The organism is Nocardia puris, assembly GCF_003315035.1.
GTDB lineage: Bacteria > Actinomycetota > Actinomycetes > Mycobacteriales > Mycobacteriaceae > Nocardia > Nocardia puris.
Window position 1 is genome coordinate 271,032 of the sequence record NZ_QNRE01000002.1, and the last position, 15,367, is coordinate 286,398.

At 71.9% G+C, this 15,367-nt stretch carries 12 protein-coding genes; 3 read left to right on the forward strand and 9 right to left on the reverse strand.

Annotated features, from left to right (window positions below; genetic code table 11):
• Nucleotides 1–2 precede the first annotated feature (2 nt).
• The 4 genes from DFR74_RS06795 to DFR74_RS06810 all read right to left on the reverse strand — a co-directional run bounded on the left by DFR74_RS06795 (nucleotide 3) and on the right by DFR74_RS06810 (nucleotide 4,394).
• A complete protein-coding gene (locus DFR74_RS06795; RefSeq protein WP_067502026.1) occupies nucleotides 3–224 on the reverse strand; it encodes a hypothetical protein in 222 nt (73 codons plus the stop codon).
• 142 nt (nucleotides 225–366) lie between these two features.
• Nucleotides 367–1,248, reverse strand: coding sequence for an amidohydrolase family protein (locus DFR74_RS06800; protein WP_067502024.1), 882 nt, complete (start codon nucleotides 1,246–1,248; stop codon nucleotides 367–369).
• Nucleotides 1,249–1,270: 22 nt separating this feature from the next.
• A complete protein-coding gene (locus DFR74_RS06805; RefSeq protein WP_067502194.1) occupies nucleotides 1,271–2,308 on the reverse strand; it encodes a nucleoside hydrolase in 1,038 nt (345 codons plus the stop codon).
• Between the two features lie 508 nt (nucleotides 2,309–2,816).
• On the reverse strand, nucleotides 2,817–4,394 hold the full coding sequence (locus DFR74_RS06810) for an MFS transporter (RefSeq protein WP_067502192.1): 1,578 nt from the start codon (nucleotides 4,392–4,394) through the stop codon (nucleotides 2,817–2,819).
• A 598-nt stretch (nucleotides 4,395–4,992) separates the two neighbouring features.
• On the opposite strand from DFR74_RS06810, the gene DFR74_RS06820 reads away from it, so the two are divergent.
• Both DFR74_RS06820 and DFR74_RS06825 read left to right on the forward strand, forming a co-directional pair.
• Entirely contained in the window at nucleotides 4,993–6,582 is a 1,590-nt protein-coding gene (locus DFR74_RS06820) for a TROVE domain-containing protein (RefSeq protein WP_067502023.1), read from the forward strand.
• A 374-nt stretch (nucleotides 6,583–6,956) separates the two neighbouring features.
• Nucleotides 6,957–7,925 (forward strand): arsenic resistance protein, encoded by a 969-nt coding sequence (locus tag DFR74_RS06825; RefSeq protein WP_067502020.1) that lies wholly within the window; start codon nucleotides 6,957–6,959, stop codon nucleotides 7,923–7,925.
• Between the two features lie 366 nt (nucleotides 7,926–8,291).
• On the opposite strand, the gene DFR74_RS06830 is transcribed toward DFR74_RS06825, so the two are convergent.
• Nucleotides 8,292–9,638 carry a CoA transferase gene (locus DFR74_RS06830; RefSeq protein ID WP_084537233.1) on the reverse strand — a complete coding sequence of 449 codons (1,347 nt, stop codon included), beginning with the start codon at nucleotides 9,636–9,638 and terminating at the stop codon, nucleotides 8,292–8,294.
• A 40-nt stretch (nucleotides 9,639–9,678) separates the two neighbouring features.
• Here DFR74_RS06830 and DFR74_RS06835 point away from each other — a divergent pair, with 40 nt between their 5' ends.
• Nucleotides 9,679–10,455, forward strand: coding sequence for a thioesterase II family protein (locus tag DFR74_RS06835; protein ID WP_067502188.1), 777 nt, complete (start codon nucleotides 9,679–9,681; stop codon nucleotides 10,453–10,455).
• A gap of 238 nt (nucleotides 10,456–10,693) precedes the next feature.
• Here the strand turns inward: DFR74_RS06835 and DFR74_RS06840 are convergent, their stop codons facing one another.
• The 4 genes from DFR74_RS06840 to DFR74_RS06855 all read right to left on the reverse strand — a co-directional run bounded on the left by DFR74_RS06840 (nucleotide 10,694) and on the right by DFR74_RS06855 (nucleotide 15,350).
• Nucleotides 10,694–12,124 (reverse strand): SDR family oxidoreductase, encoded by a 1,431-nt coding sequence (locus tag DFR74_RS06840; RefSeq protein ID WP_067502017.1) that lies wholly within the window; start codon nucleotides 12,122–12,124, stop codon nucleotides 10,694–10,696.
• Nucleotides 12,125–12,207: 83 nt separating this feature from the next.
• Nucleotides 12,208–13,590, reverse strand: coding sequence for a hypothetical protein (locus tag DFR74_RS06845; protein WP_084537231.1), 1,383 nt, complete (start codon nucleotides 13,588–13,590; stop codon nucleotides 12,208–12,210).
• Nucleotides 13,591–13,602: 12 nt separating this feature from the next.
• Nucleotides 13,603–15,138, reverse strand: a complete 1,536-nt coding sequence (locus DFR74_RS06850) for a hypothetical protein (protein WP_067502014.1) — start codon at nucleotides 15,136–15,138, stop codon at nucleotides 13,603–13,605.
• A complete protein-coding gene (locus DFR74_RS06855) occupies nucleotides 15,135–15,350 on the reverse strand; it encodes a hypothetical protein (RefSeq protein ID WP_067502011.1) in 216 nt (71 codons plus the stop codon). Before DFR74_RS06855 ends, DFR74_RS06850 begins: the two co-directional genes overlap by 4 nt.
• Nucleotides 15,351–15,367 lie beyond the last annotated feature (17 nt).

Consider the following 15,367-nt stretch of genomic DNA (forward strand, 5'->3'; position numbering starts at 1 on the left):
GCTCAGTGGCAGTACGGGTGGGGCGGCTGGGTGATGATGATCCTGGCCCAGCACGCGAGCAGGTCGAAGATCAGTTCGGCTTGCTGAGCCGATCCGCTGAACGATCCGGAGGCCGGGGTCGGGGCGACCGGGCCCGCGGGCGAGGCCGCCGCCGGTGCGGCTACGAGGGCGGTCGCGGTGAGGCAGACGACGGCGGCGCGTCGCGCCCGGGTGGAGATGTTCATGGGCGTACCTTTCTCTCGCCCCACATCGTTTCGGTGCCGCGCCGCAGCGGGCAAGCCCAGGAAGCACAGGGTTGCGCGGGCCGAATCGGGATGCTCGCCAAGGGTTTTCGTGCTGTTCTCGGTGAGAGGACACAATCGTGCGTCAGCGCAGTCCGAAGTACCCGGCGGCGTTGTCGTAGGTGACGGCGCGCAACCAGTCGTCGCCGAGATCGAGGCGTTCCAGGGCCTCGATGGCGTGGCCGTAGGTGTAGGGGATGTTGGGGAAGTCGCTGCCGAACAGGATCTTGTCGCCCAGGTCGCGCACGCGCGGGCACTCGTGTTTCGGGAAGGGCGCGTCCGCCTCGCTGAAGTCGGTCCACACCATCGTGGTGTCGAGCACGACGCCCTCGTACTTCTCGGCGAGGTCGAGGAACTGCGAATACTCGGGGGTGCCCATGTGGGCGATGATCACGCGCAGGCGCGGAAACCGTCGCAGCACTTCGTCCATGGGGCCGGGGCCGGTGAAACGGCCGGTGGCGGGCCCGGATCCGCAGTGGATGAGCACGGGCACGCCCGCGTCCTCGAGCAGGCCCCACACCGGATCGAGCAGCGGGTCGCCGGGCGGAAAGTCACCGACTTGGATGTGCACCTTGAACACTCGCGCTCCCGCCGCCACCGCGTCGGCCACGTAGCCGGGGGCCTCCGGTTCCGGGTAGAAGGTGGCTGTGTGCAGGCAATCCGGTGTGCGGGCGGCGAACTCGGCGGTCCACTCGTTCAGCCACGCCCCCATCCCCGGCTTGTGCGGGTAGACGAGGGAGGTGAACGCGCGAACCCCGAAGTCGCGCAACGTCTCGAGCCGGACCTGCTCGTCCGCACGGTAGGTGATCGGCCACTCCCGTCCGACCAGCGGCCCGGCCGAGTCGAAGTACGCCCACACCTTGCGCAGCACCTGGTGCGGCATGAAGTGGGTGTGCACGTCGATGATTCCGGGCAGTCCCAGGCGGGTGCGGAACTCCGTGAGATAGGCGTTGTCGTCGTCGATCAACGGCGGCTCCTGTCCTCGGCCGTCACGTCGCGGGCGCGGGTGACGGGTAGCGGGCGGCGGCGAAATCGGCCACCCGCGCGATCAACCGGTCGAAGAACAGGGCGGGATCGGTGCCGATCACGATGTCCGCGTTGGGTTCCCGGCCCCACATGCCCGCCCAGTCGGCGACCGTGGTGGCGCGGGTGAGGGTGCCGGTGAGTTCCACGTCCACCGTCGCGGGCCGGGTGCGGGCCAGCGTGGGATCCAGCGCCACCGCCGCCGCGAACGGGTCGTGCATGTGCGCGAGGAAACCCTGGTCGTAGTCCTGATGGAACTCGAAGTAGAAGCGCACCGCGTCGGACAGGTGCCGCACGATCGGATTCGAGGCCGTCGAACGCTTCCCGCGCGGATCGTCGGCGGCGACCGCCTCGGCGGGCACGCTGCCCGCCCGGTCGGCGAGCAGCGCCAAGTGGCCGGGGCGCATCTCGATCGTCTCGGTGATGTCGAGTGCGCACACCAGCGGCCTGCGGTCGGGCGGGGCGGCGGAGAACGCGTCGAACACCTCCTTGGCGGCCTCGGGGTCGACGTGCACGTTCCACTCGTTGGTGGGTGTGGTGTTGCCGGGGTGGTTGAACGCGCCACCCATGATCACCAGGCGGCGCAGTAGACGCGGCAGCGCGGGTTCCGCGCGCAGCGCCAGCGCGAGATTGGTGAGGGGACCGGTGCAGAGTCCGACGATCTCACCGGGATGCTCCCGCGCGAGATCCACCCACAGGCGGGCGGCCGTGCGCGGGGAGAGCGCCCGCGCCGAGACGGGCAGCTCCGCGTAGCCGATGCCCTGCGGCCCGTGCGTGTCCTCGGTGGTGCGCAGCGGGATCGCCAACGGTTGCGCCGCCCCCAGCGCCACTTCGATCTCCGGCACCCGGCACACGTCCAGCCACGCGAGATTGTTCGCCGCGACCTGCGCCGCCCCCACATTCCCCGCCGTCGCCGCGATCCCCAGGATCTCGGCCTCCGGCGAGGCGAGCAGATACAGCAGCGCCAGCGAATCGTCGATCCCGGTATCGACATCCACGATCATCTTCTGCCGCACGCCCCGAGCCTAGCGACCACCCGGCATCCATTCTCGGCCCGGTGGCCCCTCAGGCGGAGCGCGCCCGGCCCACGGTGATCGGATAGGCGCTGCCGAGGATCAGCGCGCAGCCGAGCGCTTGCCCAGCCGAGGGTGTGGACCGCCGCGCCGAGCGCGAGCGCGCCGACGGGCGTCAGCAGCAGCGCCGAGCCCACCTCGACCCGGAGCAGGGGGAAGCGTGAAGACGCAGCGGAAGAACGACGCCGTGCCCGGGGAGCGCCACGAACAGACCCGACGCGGACAGCCCAAGCGCGCCCGCCGCCATTGCCGCGGCGGGCCGTCGGCAATCGCGCGGCGTCCGATCGCCGGTCCATTCGGCCGGTCATCTGCCCGATCGGAGAATCGCGCCGGCGGGCCGCGCATCCCCTTCGCGGCCGGCTGACCGCATCCGATGCGGCAGTGCATCGGATGTCATACGGAGGTCGAATCATCCTCCAGCACTGTGGAATCCACCCACTCAGTGGTCGCTGGACAGCGGCCCCGCCGGGATGCGGTGCAACCTGCGGGTGGCGACCACGGCGATGAGCAGGGCGGCGACGCCCGCGATCCCGGCCGTGACGTGCACGCCGTGCAGGAACGCGGCGCGTGCCGCCTCGAGCACGGCTTCGCCGGTGGCCGTGGGCAATTGGCCCGCGACGTGCACGGCGCCGCCCAGGGTGTCGCGCACCGAGACTGCGTCGGCGTCGCTCAGGCCGTCGGGCAGGGTGGTGGTGAGGTCGCCGCGATACAGGGCGATGCTGATGCTGCCCAGGATCGAGATGCCCAGCGCGCCACCCAGTTCCGCGCCGGTCTCCGAGACGCCGGAGGCCGCGCCCGCCTGTTCGGGCGGGGCCGAACCGACGACGATCTCGGTGGTGATGCCGAAGACCGGCGCCAGTCCCAGCGAGATGATCAGCGACGCCACCAGCGCCAGCCCGTATCCGCCGCCCGCCTCGAGCTGGGTCATCATCAGCAACCCCACGCCGGCGACCCCGAGACCGCCGCCGATGAGGTAGGCGGGCCGGACGTAGCGCACCAGGCGCGGCGCGGCCTGCGAGCCCACGATGAACCCGATGCCCGTCGGTGCCATCACCAGTCCCGACATCAGCGGCGACATGCCCAGCACCAGCTGGAAGTACTGCGCGACGAACAGGAAGTACCCGAACGCGACGAAGATGCCGACGATATTGACCAGCAGCGCGATGCGGAAGGTCCCCAGCCGGAACAACCGCAGGTCCAGCATCGGATCGTCGGCGGTGAGCTGGCGGCGCACGAACAGCGTGCCGAGCAACGCGCCCAGCGCCAGCCCGGCCAGCGCCGCGCCGCCCACCCCGTCCTGGGCGATCTTCTTCATGCCGAAGACCACCGTGATCATGGTCGCCACGCACAGCGCCGCGCTCACCGGATCGAGCCGGCCCGCCTCGGGATCGCGGAACTCCGGCAGCACCCGCGGACCGAGCACCAGCAGCAGCACCATGACCGGCACCGCCAGCAGGAACACCGACCCCCACCAGAAGTGCTCCAGCAGCACACCGCCGATCACCGGCCCGATCGCGCCGCCCGCCGAGAACGCACCGACCCACACCGCCACCGCCAGCGAGCGTTGCCGCGCGTCGCGGAACATATTGAAGATCAACGACAATGTGGCCGGGGCCAGGGTCGCGCCCGCGATTCCCAGCAGCGCGCGGCACAGGATCAGCGTCTCGGCGGTGGGCGCGAACGCCGCGAGCACCGAGACCAGCGCGAACAGCGCCGCGCCGGTCATCAGCATCCGCCGCCGCCCGATCCGGTCGCCGAGCGTGCCCATGGTGATGAGCAGGCCCGCCACCATGAACCCGTAGACGTCGATGATCCAGAGCAGTTGCGCGCCGGTCGGCGCCAGATCGGCGCTGATCATCGGCACCGCGAGGTGCAGCACGGTGAGGTCCATCGCGTACACCAGGCACGCCAGCGCGAGCACGGCGAGGCCCACCCATTCGGCGCGCCCGGCCCGCCGCGCGCTCTCGATCCCCGCGTCCTCGTCGACGATGTCCACGGTGCGAGTTCCTTCCGGCATACCCATGTCGATGGCAGTCATACGAGTGCTGACGCCCTGAGAGGCCCCATTTCATCGCTCGGCCGGGGACGGACGCAAAGGATTTTTCGGGCGCGCGGGCCGTCGGCTCACGACTTTCCGAGACCGACGCCGGGAACCCGTGTCGGCAGAGCGGCTTTCGGATGTCGCGTCGCGCCGCGAATTAATTCGGTGGCGCACACCGGATTCGGCTCGCTACTGTCTTTCACAGCACATCAACGGAGCGGGCCGGAGTCGGTCGGTTATCCACTTCCTAATGGAGAGGTCGCGGGTTCGAATCCCGCCACCGGCGCGAGCCGGTGTAGCTCAGGGGTCAGAGCGCTATTACATCGGTCGGCACACCACGACCGCTCCCACGATGTGCCCGGCGTATGGGCGGGCCGGAGCCGATCGGTTATCGGTATCCCACAGGTTCGACTCCTGAACACCCTTCGGGGTGTCTCCGGTCGGCACACCACGACCGTCCCGCACGCCGGACCCGGACGCACGCGGCGGGCGCATTCTCCGACGAGGAGGATCGCCCGCCGGTCGCGTCCAGGACATCGAATGCCCCGGGTGGGGGGCCGGAAACGAGGTAGACATGGACGCATTGCAGGGCATCGGTACGCGCGCGACTCCGCAGCGGTTCGCCGCCGACTCGCGTCAGGTCCGCAACAATGCCGGGGGATTCACTTTCGAGGTCACCCCGCTGGTGCGGCTGCGCCGCTTTCTCACCCTCGGCACCGAGGGCGGCACCTTCTACGTGCGCGCCCAGGCGCTGACGCGCGAGAACGCCGAGGTGGTCCTGGATTTCGCGCGGCACCGCACGGCCGAGCTGGTGGCCGAGATCGTCGCCGTGTCCACGGCGGGCCGCGCGCCGAAGCAGAACCCCGCGCTGTTCGCGCTGGCCGCGGCCGCCTCCCTCGGCGACGTCGAGGGCCGGCGCACCGCGCTGGCGGCGCTGCCGCTGGTGGCGCGCACGGGGACGCACCTGTTCCTGTTCGCCGGTTACGTCGAGCAGTTCCGCGGCTGGGGTCGCGGGCTGCGGCGCGCGGTCGGCGACTGGTACCTGCGCACCCCGGTCGACGACTTGGCGTATCAGGCCGTGAAGTACCGGCAGCGGGAGGGCTGGACCCACCGCGACCTGCTGCGCCTGGCGCACCCGGGCACCGTCGAGCCCGACCGCAAGCGACTGTTCGACTGGATCTGCGGTCGCGAGGTCGCCCACGACGGGCTGCGGATGGTCGAGGGCTACGAGCGCGCCCAGCGCGCCCCGCTCGCGCGGATCCCGGAGCTGGTGCGCGAGTACCGGCTGTCCTGGGAGATGCTGCCCGACGCCGCGGTCGACTCGCCCGCGGTGTGGGAGGCGTTGCTGGACAACGGACTTCCGCAGACGGCACTACTGCGGCAGCTGCCGCGCCTGACCCGGCTGGGTCTGCTCGGGCCGGGGAGCGCGCGCACCGGCGCGGTCACCGCGCAGCTCGGTGACCGGACGCGGCTGCGCAAGGCGCGCGTGCACCCGGTGAGCGTGCTGCTGGCGCTGCGGACCTACGCGTCGGGGCGGTCGGTGCGCGGCGACGGCACCTGGACGCCGTCGGGGCCGATCGTGGACGCGCTGGACGCCGCGTTCTACGCGGCGTTCGAGGCGGTGGACCCGACCGGCAAGCGGCACCTGCTGGCGCTGGACGTGTCGGGTTCGATGACCGTCCGGATCTCCGGTCTGCCGCTCTCGGCGCGGGAGGCGAGCGCGGCGCTGGCGCTGGTCACCGCGAGCACGGAGGACTCGCCCCACCTCCTCGGCTTCACCGGTGGGAGCGGGTGGGGCGCCGCCGTGTCCCCGCTCGCGATCAGCCCGCGGCAGCGGCTCGACGACGTGCTGCGCACGATCGAGCACCTGCCGTTCGGCGGCACCGACTGCGCGCTGCCGATGCTGTACGCGCTGGAGAAGGGCCTCGAGGTGGACGTGTTCTCGGTGTACACCGACAGCGAGACGTGGGCAGGTTCGGTGCACCCGCACCAGGCTCTGGCCCGCTACCGCCGCGAGGTGAACCCGGAGGCGAAGCTGGTGGTGGTCGGCATGACCTCCACCGGGTTCAGCATCGCCGACCCGTCCGACGCGGGCATGCTCGACGTCGCCGGGTTCGACGCCGCCGTGCCCGGGGTGATCGCGGACTTCGCGCGCGGGGAGTAGGCGGGGGGAACGCCCTCCGGGACAACGGGTGCGTCCGTGTTCGTGCCACAGTGGTGCGGGCACGGGCGCAGTCGGTTTCGCTGTCCGTCGAGTCGGAGCACGCTCAAGGCGGGAAGCCGTCGGTTTCATCCGGCTCCGAATGCGTCGCGGTGCGTGCATGGGGCGCTGTCGGTTCGCCATCGCAAGTGCGGCGGGAGACGTCAGGGTGTGGGTCCGCGTTCACCGCCCTCGCCGCCACGCTGCCGGCTCGCGATGTGAGACTGGGCGGCGGACCTTCGTGGGCGGAGCACGGAGGTGTGTTCGGCGGGGTCGCCCGCCGTGGGCGTTGCCGACCGGCAGCGCACGTTCGGGGAGAGGGACCGGTGCGCACATCGATGACGGCGTGGCTGGAGCGCCACCAGATTCCGGTGTACTCGGCCGCCCTCGCAGTCGGAGCGCTCGTCGGTTTCGTGTGGCCCGGGGCCGGGCACGGTCTGGAGGTGAGCATCTATCCGGTGCTCGGCACCCTGCTCTACGCGACGTTCCTCCAGGTGCCGTTCACCGCGTTCGGCGCGGCATTCCGGGATGTGCGGTTCCTGGCGACGGTGCTCGTCGTCAACTTCGTCGTGGTGCCGCCGGTGGTGGCGGTGCTGACGATGTTCCTGTCGCTGCCGCAGGCGGTGCTGCTCGGTGTGCTGCTCACGTTGCTGACGCCGTGCATCGACTACGTCATTGTCTTCAGCGGATTGGCGGGCGGTGATAGTCAGCGCCTGCTGGCCGCCGCGCCGCTGCTGATGCTGGCCCAGATGCTGCTGCTGCCGGTGTGCCTGTGGTTGTTCGTCGGCGCCGACCTCGCCGACGTCGTGGAGGCGGGCCCGTTCCTCGAGGCGTTCCTCCTGCTGATCGCGCTGCCCTTGGCGCTGGCCTGGGGCACCCAGCTACTGGCCCGGCGCCACCGCGCGGGCGAGGTGCTCACCGGAGCCATGAGCACCGCGATGGTTCCGCTGATGGCGGCGACGCTCCTGGTCGTCGTGGCGAGCCAGTTCCCGAAGATCACCGGGGAGTTCGATCAGGTCGCCCGCGTCGTCCCGATCTACGCCGCGTTCCTGATCGTCATGCCGGTGCTCGGCCTGGCCGTCGCCCGCCTGGCCCGGCTCGGCACCGGCCCCGGTATCGCGTTGCTCTTCTCCGGCGCCACCCGCAACTCCCTCGTCGTGCTGCCCCTGGCGCTCGCCCTGCCCGACGGCTACGCCCTCACCCCCGTCATCGTCCTCACCCAGACCTTGGTCGAACTGGTCGGGATGGTCATCTACGTCCGAGTCGTCCCCGGCCTCACCCGCGCCGCGCTACCGGCGAATCCCTGACCGGCGCGGAGCCGATCGGAGAGCGGGCCGCCGCAGCGCAGCTGGGCCGGGAACGCGAGACAGGAGCGCCTGCCCCCGCACCGTCCGATTGATCACGGGATTCATCGCGCGCCCGGCCGAATTCAGCTCCGGTCACCACGGCCGCGCTCCGATCGCGCGTTGCAGTCTCGCCCCGAAGGCCCCGCCCGTGGTGGGAGTCCACCTCGATACCGGACCCGGCCGACCTCGCCCAAGGATGAGCGCACTCAGCGACCCGCGCCTGGCATCCGGAGTCCAGCAGCTCCGAGTGCGCGCCGATCAGCGCTGAGGCACGGCGACCAGCGCCGGGCTTCCGCTGCCCACAGCCGACCGGGCGGCGGGAGCCGGTCAGCGGGTGCGGACGGGCCAGGCGGGTGCGCCGGAACCCTGCCGAGGAGCCGGCCACGCGTAGTCGGGATACTCGGCCAGCGCGGGGACGGCGGTCACCAGCGGGCCGTGCGCGACCGTCACGTCGGCGACGGGAATCGTGGGATTGGCGTGCTTGGCCGTGCGGCCGGGCGCTGTGAGCAACCAGGACGCGGTGCGAGCCAATGAGACTCGCACGTCGCGGCCGATCCCGTCGGCGGTGCGGGCCGCGAGGGCGTCGATCACACCCGCCGCCATGAGGTAGCCGGAGGCGTGGTCGAGCGCCTGGGCGGGCAGCGCGCCCGGCACCGAGGGCGCGCCCTCCAGGATGGAGATGCCGGTCGCCGCTTGAACGATGCTGTCGAAACCGCGCCGGGAACCCCACGGCCCGGTCTCGCCCCACGCGCTCACCCGCGCGTGCACCAACCCGGGTCGCACCGCCGTGGTGAGACCCGCGTATTCGAGCGAGCGGGGCCGGTACCCGGTGACGAGCACGTCGGCGGAGGACAGTAGCTCGTGGAAGGCGGGGGAGTGCTCCCGGATGTCGAGCAGCGTGGAGTGCTTGCCCTGGCAGGTGTCGGCGTACTGCCAGGGGATCTCCGGTAGCCACGGCGGATCCACGCGCAGCACCTCGGCGCCGAGCAGGGCCAGCGTCCTGGTGGCGACCGGTCCGGCGATCACCCGGGTGAGGTCGAGCACCCGCACACCGCGCAGTGGCTGGAAAGGCGTCGCATCGGAACGGAACTGCACCCCGGCGCGATCCTCACGCTGCTCCACGGCCACCAGCGGGCCCGACGCGGCGGCCACGGCCTGCGGCGTCTCGGCCCATTCCTCCTCGGTGCGCACGCGCACGGCGATCGCGCCGGTCGCGGCGGCGTTGTCCTCGATATCGGAAGCGCGGCTCATGGCGATCTGGGCGACCGCCAGATCCAGCGGCGCGTCGTCGGGCAGACCCAGCGCCTGGTAGAGGCGGATCCGGTGGTGCTGATAGTTCGCGTGGGTGCGCACCCAGCCGTCGAAAGTGGGGAAGAATCCGGACAGGTCGGAGAAGGTCGGTACGGTACGTCCGTCCACGCGCAGCAGGCGGTCGCTGGAGAAGGCCGCCGTGACGCGCGCGGGGTCGATCCGGTGCGGCACGGGGGCAAGATGATGCGCGTCACGCAACCGATTCGCCGCCGCGGCCACGGCGGCCACCGACCCGGCGGCCAGCGACCAGACCGGCAACGTCGCGGCGAGATTGCTGCCGGGATCGGGCGAGTGCGTAATGGAGGAAGCGGGTACTCCGATTCCGGCTTCGTAGTCGTGGACCAGCGGTGCGTGCGCATTCACCAGATCGAGACTAGCGGCACCGGAGAGAGTGGAGGATCACGTGGCGGGACCGATCGACGGCGGCGGCTGGCTGCGCACCCTGCGCACCGACCCGGACCCACGGCACTACCTGGTCTGTTTCCCGCCCGGCGGCGGTTCGGCCGGTGCCTACCGGGCTCTCGTGCGGGCGATCGGACCGGGCGCCGAGGTGCTCGCCGTGCAGTATCCGGGTCGACAAGATCGTTTGGGCGAGCCGCAGGTACCCGATCTGCACCGCATGGCCGACGCGATCGCCGCGGAGTTGCTGACGCGCCGCCGCACCCCGCTCGCGCTGTTCGGGCACAGCATGGGCGCCACCCTGGCCTACGAGACGGCGCAGCGGCTGACGCGTGGCGGGCAGCCCGTCGCGGCACTGTTCGTCTCCGGCCGTCCCACACCGGATTACGCCGAACCGGGCCGCCTGCACCTGGGCCCGGACGACGCGCTCATCACCGAGCTGGAACGCCTCGCCACGGACCCGTCGTCGGTGGCGATCCTGCGCGCCGACCCGTCCCTGGCCGACCTGGTGCTCCCCGCCGTCCGCGCCGATTACCAGGCCGTGGAGACCTACACCCACCGCTCGGACGACCCGCTGCCCTGCGATATCGCCGCCCTCGTCTCCACCGAGGACCCCACCACGACCCCCGAGCAGGCCGACAGGTGGGGCGAGTTCACGCGCGGCGCGTTCGAGCGCGCGACGTTCCCGGGCGGGCACTTCTACCTGGACGATCACGTCGAGGAGGTCGCGGCCTTCGTCACGGCCCGCTGGAACGGCGTCGGAAAGCTTTCCGGGAGCTGACAACTCGACCGTGCAGCACGAACGCGCGCAGCGCCGCCTCGCGACCGTCCCCGACCCGCCCGGTGCGGTTCAGGCTGGGCGCGCCGAGCACGAACCGGATCGTCGACCATCGCAGGAGCGGCGCCTTGTCGCGCGCGCGCCGAGTCGTCGCCTGTCACCGCTGTCCGCCATGCGCCCTCCGGGATCCGCGTCCGCCGATGGCGTGCGTTCTGCGCCCCCGGCGGGCGCGAGGGAACCCCTACCAGGGGGACGGGCGGTAGTCCTTCAGGAAGACGCCGTAGAGATCGTTGCCGTCCTCGCCTTGCACGATCGGGTCGTAGACGCGGGCGGCGCCGTCGACCAGGTCCAGCGGGGCGTGGAAACCCTCTTCGGCCAGGCGGACTTTCGTGTAGTGCGGGCGTTCGTCGGTGATCCACCCGGTGTCCACGGCGGTCATGAGGATGCCGTCGGTGTCGAACATCTCCTTGGCGGAGGTGCGGGTGAGCATGTTCAGCGCGGCCTTGGCCATATTGGTGTGCGGGTGGCCCGCCCCCTTGTAGGCGCGGCTGAACTGTCCCTCCATCGCCGACACGTTGACGATGTACTTGCGCCGGGCCTGCGCGGCCGCCATGGCCGGGCGCAACCGCGACACCAGGATGAACGGCGCCACCGAATTGCACAGCTGCACCTCGAGCAGCTCGGTCGGATCGACCTCGCCGACCGTCTGCACCCAGCTGTTGGTGTGCGCCAGATCGGGCACCAGACCGCCCGCGTCGATCGCGACACCGCGCGAAATGCGTTCGGGTGTGGCCGATCCCGCGACCAATGCCAGCTCCGCGACATCGGCCGCGGTGAGCGAGGGCGTCAGCGAGGCGGTGAGCGCGGTGGGGTGCTGCTGCATGGTCTTGCCGAACGTCACCACATCGGGCAGCGCGCCCGCGGGCAGCGGCGCGGACTCCGCCTCCACCAGCGCGCTGTAGGCGCCCGCCGAGCGGCGGACGGTCTGCGCGGCGTTATTGATGAGGATGTCGAGCGGGCCGTGGGCGGCGACGTCGTCGGCCAGCGCCACCACCTGGGCCGGATCGCGCAGATCGATGCCGACGATACGCAGCCGATGCAGCCAGTCGGCGCTGTCCTCCATCGCGCTGAACCGGCGGATCGCGTCGTTCGGGAAGCGGGTGGTGAGGGTGGTGTGCGCGCCGTCGCGCAGCAGGCGCAGCGCGATGTACATGCCGATCTTGGCGCGCCCGCCGGTGAGCAGCGCGCGGCGGCCGGTGAGGTCGGTGCGCGCGTCGCGTTTGGCGTGGCTGCTCGCCGCGCACTCGGGGCACAGCTGGTGGTAGAACGCGTCCACCCGGGTGTAGCGCTGCTTGCAGATGTAGCAGGGCCGCGCCCGGATCAGCGTGCCCGCGCTCGCGCCCTCGGCCGACGAGGAGATCGGGATGCCCGCGGTCTCGTCGTCGATGCGCGTGGGGGAGCCGGTGGCGGTGGCGGCGACCACGGCGCGGTCGGCCGAGGCCACGCGGTCGCGGGCCTCCACGCGGCGGCGCTGCTTGAGCTTCTTGAACATGTGCCCGACGGCGCGCTGCACGGCCACCGAATCGGGGTGTTCCTTGTCCAGCCGGCCTGCCTGGTCGAGGACCCGCAGACAGGTGGCCAGCTCGTCGGGGTCGATACTGCTCTCGGCCATCGGGTGCGGCGACATCCTTCGTGAACTGGGCGATCGAACGACCCATTGTCGCAAACGCGCGCCGGGCGGTTGCCGCCCGGTCGCTACCCGCGCACGTTCGCCATCGTCTGTTTCGCCGTCTCCTTCAGCATCTCGGCGACCTCGGTGGCCGAGGGGACCTTCGCCGAGCGGCTCGAGTCCGTCACGTACTGCGACCAGCTGATGTGGTAGGTCACCCAGCCGTCGCGCACCGCGAGCGAGACGTCGGCGGCGGGGTCGTCGGACGCGGGCTTGTCGGTGATCAGGAACGCCACATCGCCGAGCCCGCTCACCTTGTCGACGGTGGCGTCCTTGCCGTACTCGGACTGCTGCCACGTCTCGTAGGTGGCGGTGAACTCGGGTCCGGGGTCGGTGCTCTTGTGCACGGTCAGGCTGGTGTAGATCGCCGCGTACTCGTACTTCTCGGTGGAGCCGGGCACCTCGAAGCGGATGGTGCAGCCCATCTCGTCGATCACGGCGTGCTTGCGGACCTCGCTCTTCGGGTACTTGTTCCCGGACGAGTCGGTGGTCGCCTTCTTGAATCCGTCGTCGGTGAACGAAGACGTGTCGGTCTCCGCGCACAGATCGTCTACGGCCGAGTATCCACGCAGATCGGCGTCGGCACTCGCGCCGCCGTTCCCGCCGGACCCGCCGAACGCGAACACGCCGACCGCCCACACGGCCGAGGTGACCGCAGCCGCGCCGACGGCCCACAACCAGCCTTTGCCGCCGCCACCCGACGACGCGGGCGCACCGGGACCGAACGGCGGCTGGCCGCCCGGACCCTGCGGGGCGAACTGCTGACCGGCGGGACCCTGGGGCTGGCCGAACGACTGCTGGCCCGCAGGAGGAAAGCCGGGTTGGGGGCCGTAGCCGGACTGCGCCGGCTGTGGGGGCTGCCCGGCCTGCGGAGCGCCTGGCTGCGCGTACGCGGACGGCCCGCCCGGCGGGCCCGGTTGCGCGTAACCGGCGAACCCGGAACCCGCGCCGGGCTGAGCGCCCGGCCCGAAACCGGGCTGCCCGGCCGCTGCGAATCCCGGCTGCGCCCCAGGTCCGTCCACCGGGAAACCGGGACCCTGTCCGGACTGCGGCGGCTGCCCGTAACTCTCTTGCGCCGGAACAGGATTCGGCGCACTCCCGTACCCGGGACCACCGGCGTTGAACGGAACCCCGGCGGTCGGCTGCCCCGGCGAGGACGCCTGCCCGGGGAGATCCAGCGCCGAATTACCCGCCGGCTGGCCGGCCTGCGGAAGGCTCGGCTGCGACGGCGCGCCGAACCCGCCCGGCTGCCCGAGCACGGTGGGATCGGCGGGCGCCACGGGTGTCTGCGCGCCCAGCACGGTCGGATCCGTCGCCGGATACGGCGGCGCGGGATGCTGCTGATTCGACTGATTCGTCCACCAGTCGTCGGCGGACGGACGCGGCTGATTCTCCCCCGGTGTTGTCATGGCGGCAAAATATCACGCCGCCCCGACGGCGTCCGCCGGGCGCAGCCCGGCGGCGGTCTCGGGATGTCCGCACGCATCGGCACGATCGGCGAGGCGGGCGCGCAGGACGGGTGGGATCTCCTCGCGCACCTCCACCAGCGCGTCCCACACCACGGGCGCGGTGTCCGCGGTGAGGGCGGCGAGGAATTCGTCCAGATCGTCCAGGCCGTCGAGGATGTCGAGGACGCGGGCGCGCCCGTCGGCGTCCTGGGCGAGCGCGACGGCGACCAGCGTGTCGATGTGTTCGCTCGCCGCCGCGGCCCGGATGGCGGCCAGCAGCTGCCCGCGGGTCAGCTCTCCCAGGCAGGAGGCCAGAATGCGCTGCGCCGCTTCGGGTAACGCGCCCACCAGCGCGAAACCCTGCCCCCACAGGTCGTGTTCGGCGATCACCCCGAGGACGGTCCGTAGCACGGGCCGTTCGTGCAGCACGGGCAGCGCCGCGACGCGCGCCCGATCACCGGCGTCCATGGCCAGCGCGATCGGCAGCATGGCCGCCCACAGCCCCGCCTCGTCGGCCCGGCGGACCAGGTCGGCGAGTTCGCCGTCCGGTTTCGCCGCGAGCCGCGCGGCCAGGAAGGCGCGCTGCTCGTCGTCGAGATGTTCGGCCAGGGGCAGCAATTCGAGCCAGAGCCCGCCGTCCAGCGCGGCGTCCATGACGGCGCCCAGCGCGGCCGGATCGTGCACGCCGGGCCGAGCGGCCAAGGCGCACAACCCGTCCGGGCTCATCCCGGCCGTCACGGGCAGCAGCGTGGCCCACGCGTCGAGGGCGTGGACGGCGGCGAGCAGACCGTCGAGGACCTCGGGCCCGAGCCCGGCGGCGATATCGCCGATCCGGGCCCGGTTGGCGGGCGAGACGGTGTCGAGCAGGTCGATCGCCTCGGCCCACAGCCCGTGGTCGGCGGCCGCGCGCACGAGGCCGGGGATTCGGTCGGCGACGAGGTCCACCAGCCGGTCGGTGCCGGACTTGTCCTCGAGCAGGAACCCGACGCGCAGCAGATCGGTGTCCTCGGCGAGCGGCAGCGCCGCGCGCAGCACCTGCTCCGGCACCGCGCCGACGAAACGGCTGAGCGTGACGTGATCGCCCGCGCGGATCAGCACCCGCGCCACCTCGGCGGCCAGCGACGCGGGCACCGCGGCCAGCAGCGGTCCGGTGCGGCGCGGATCCAGTTGCGCGGCGGCGGCACCGAGGAACGGCGCGGGCAGCGCCCGCGCGATCGCCACCGCGCGCTCCGGCTCGACCGACCCCGCGACGGCCGCGCACAGCACCGGTCCGAACGCCCGCTCGGCGGCCTTCGCGCTGATCGCGGTCGGCACGAGTGCCGAGGCGGCGGCGACGCGTTGCAGGCGTTTCGAATCCCGGTCGAAGAGCAGATCGGTGGCGCGCTCCCGGAAGGCGCGCAGGGCCTCGGGGGAGAGCGCACTCAGGAAGTCGAGCGCGGATTCGTCCGGAATCTCCAGCAGCCGAGCGAGTTTCGTGATCTCGGCGCGCGTGAGCAGGTGGGTGGTCACAGGCCGAGCACCTTCTTCACGGCCGGGCGCAGGAGCCGGGGGATCAGGCCCAGCGACGATTCCACGGCCGCGCCGAGCCGTTCGGCGCGGCCGTGGAGAGCGGTGCGCAGCAACCGGTCCAACTCGGCCAGGTCGGCCTCGGGGAGCGCGGTGAACTCCTCGGGCAGGGGCGCGCCGAGCGTGCGGCTCAGCGTGGTGGCGGCGTCGGACATGGGCGCTCTGTCTCGGT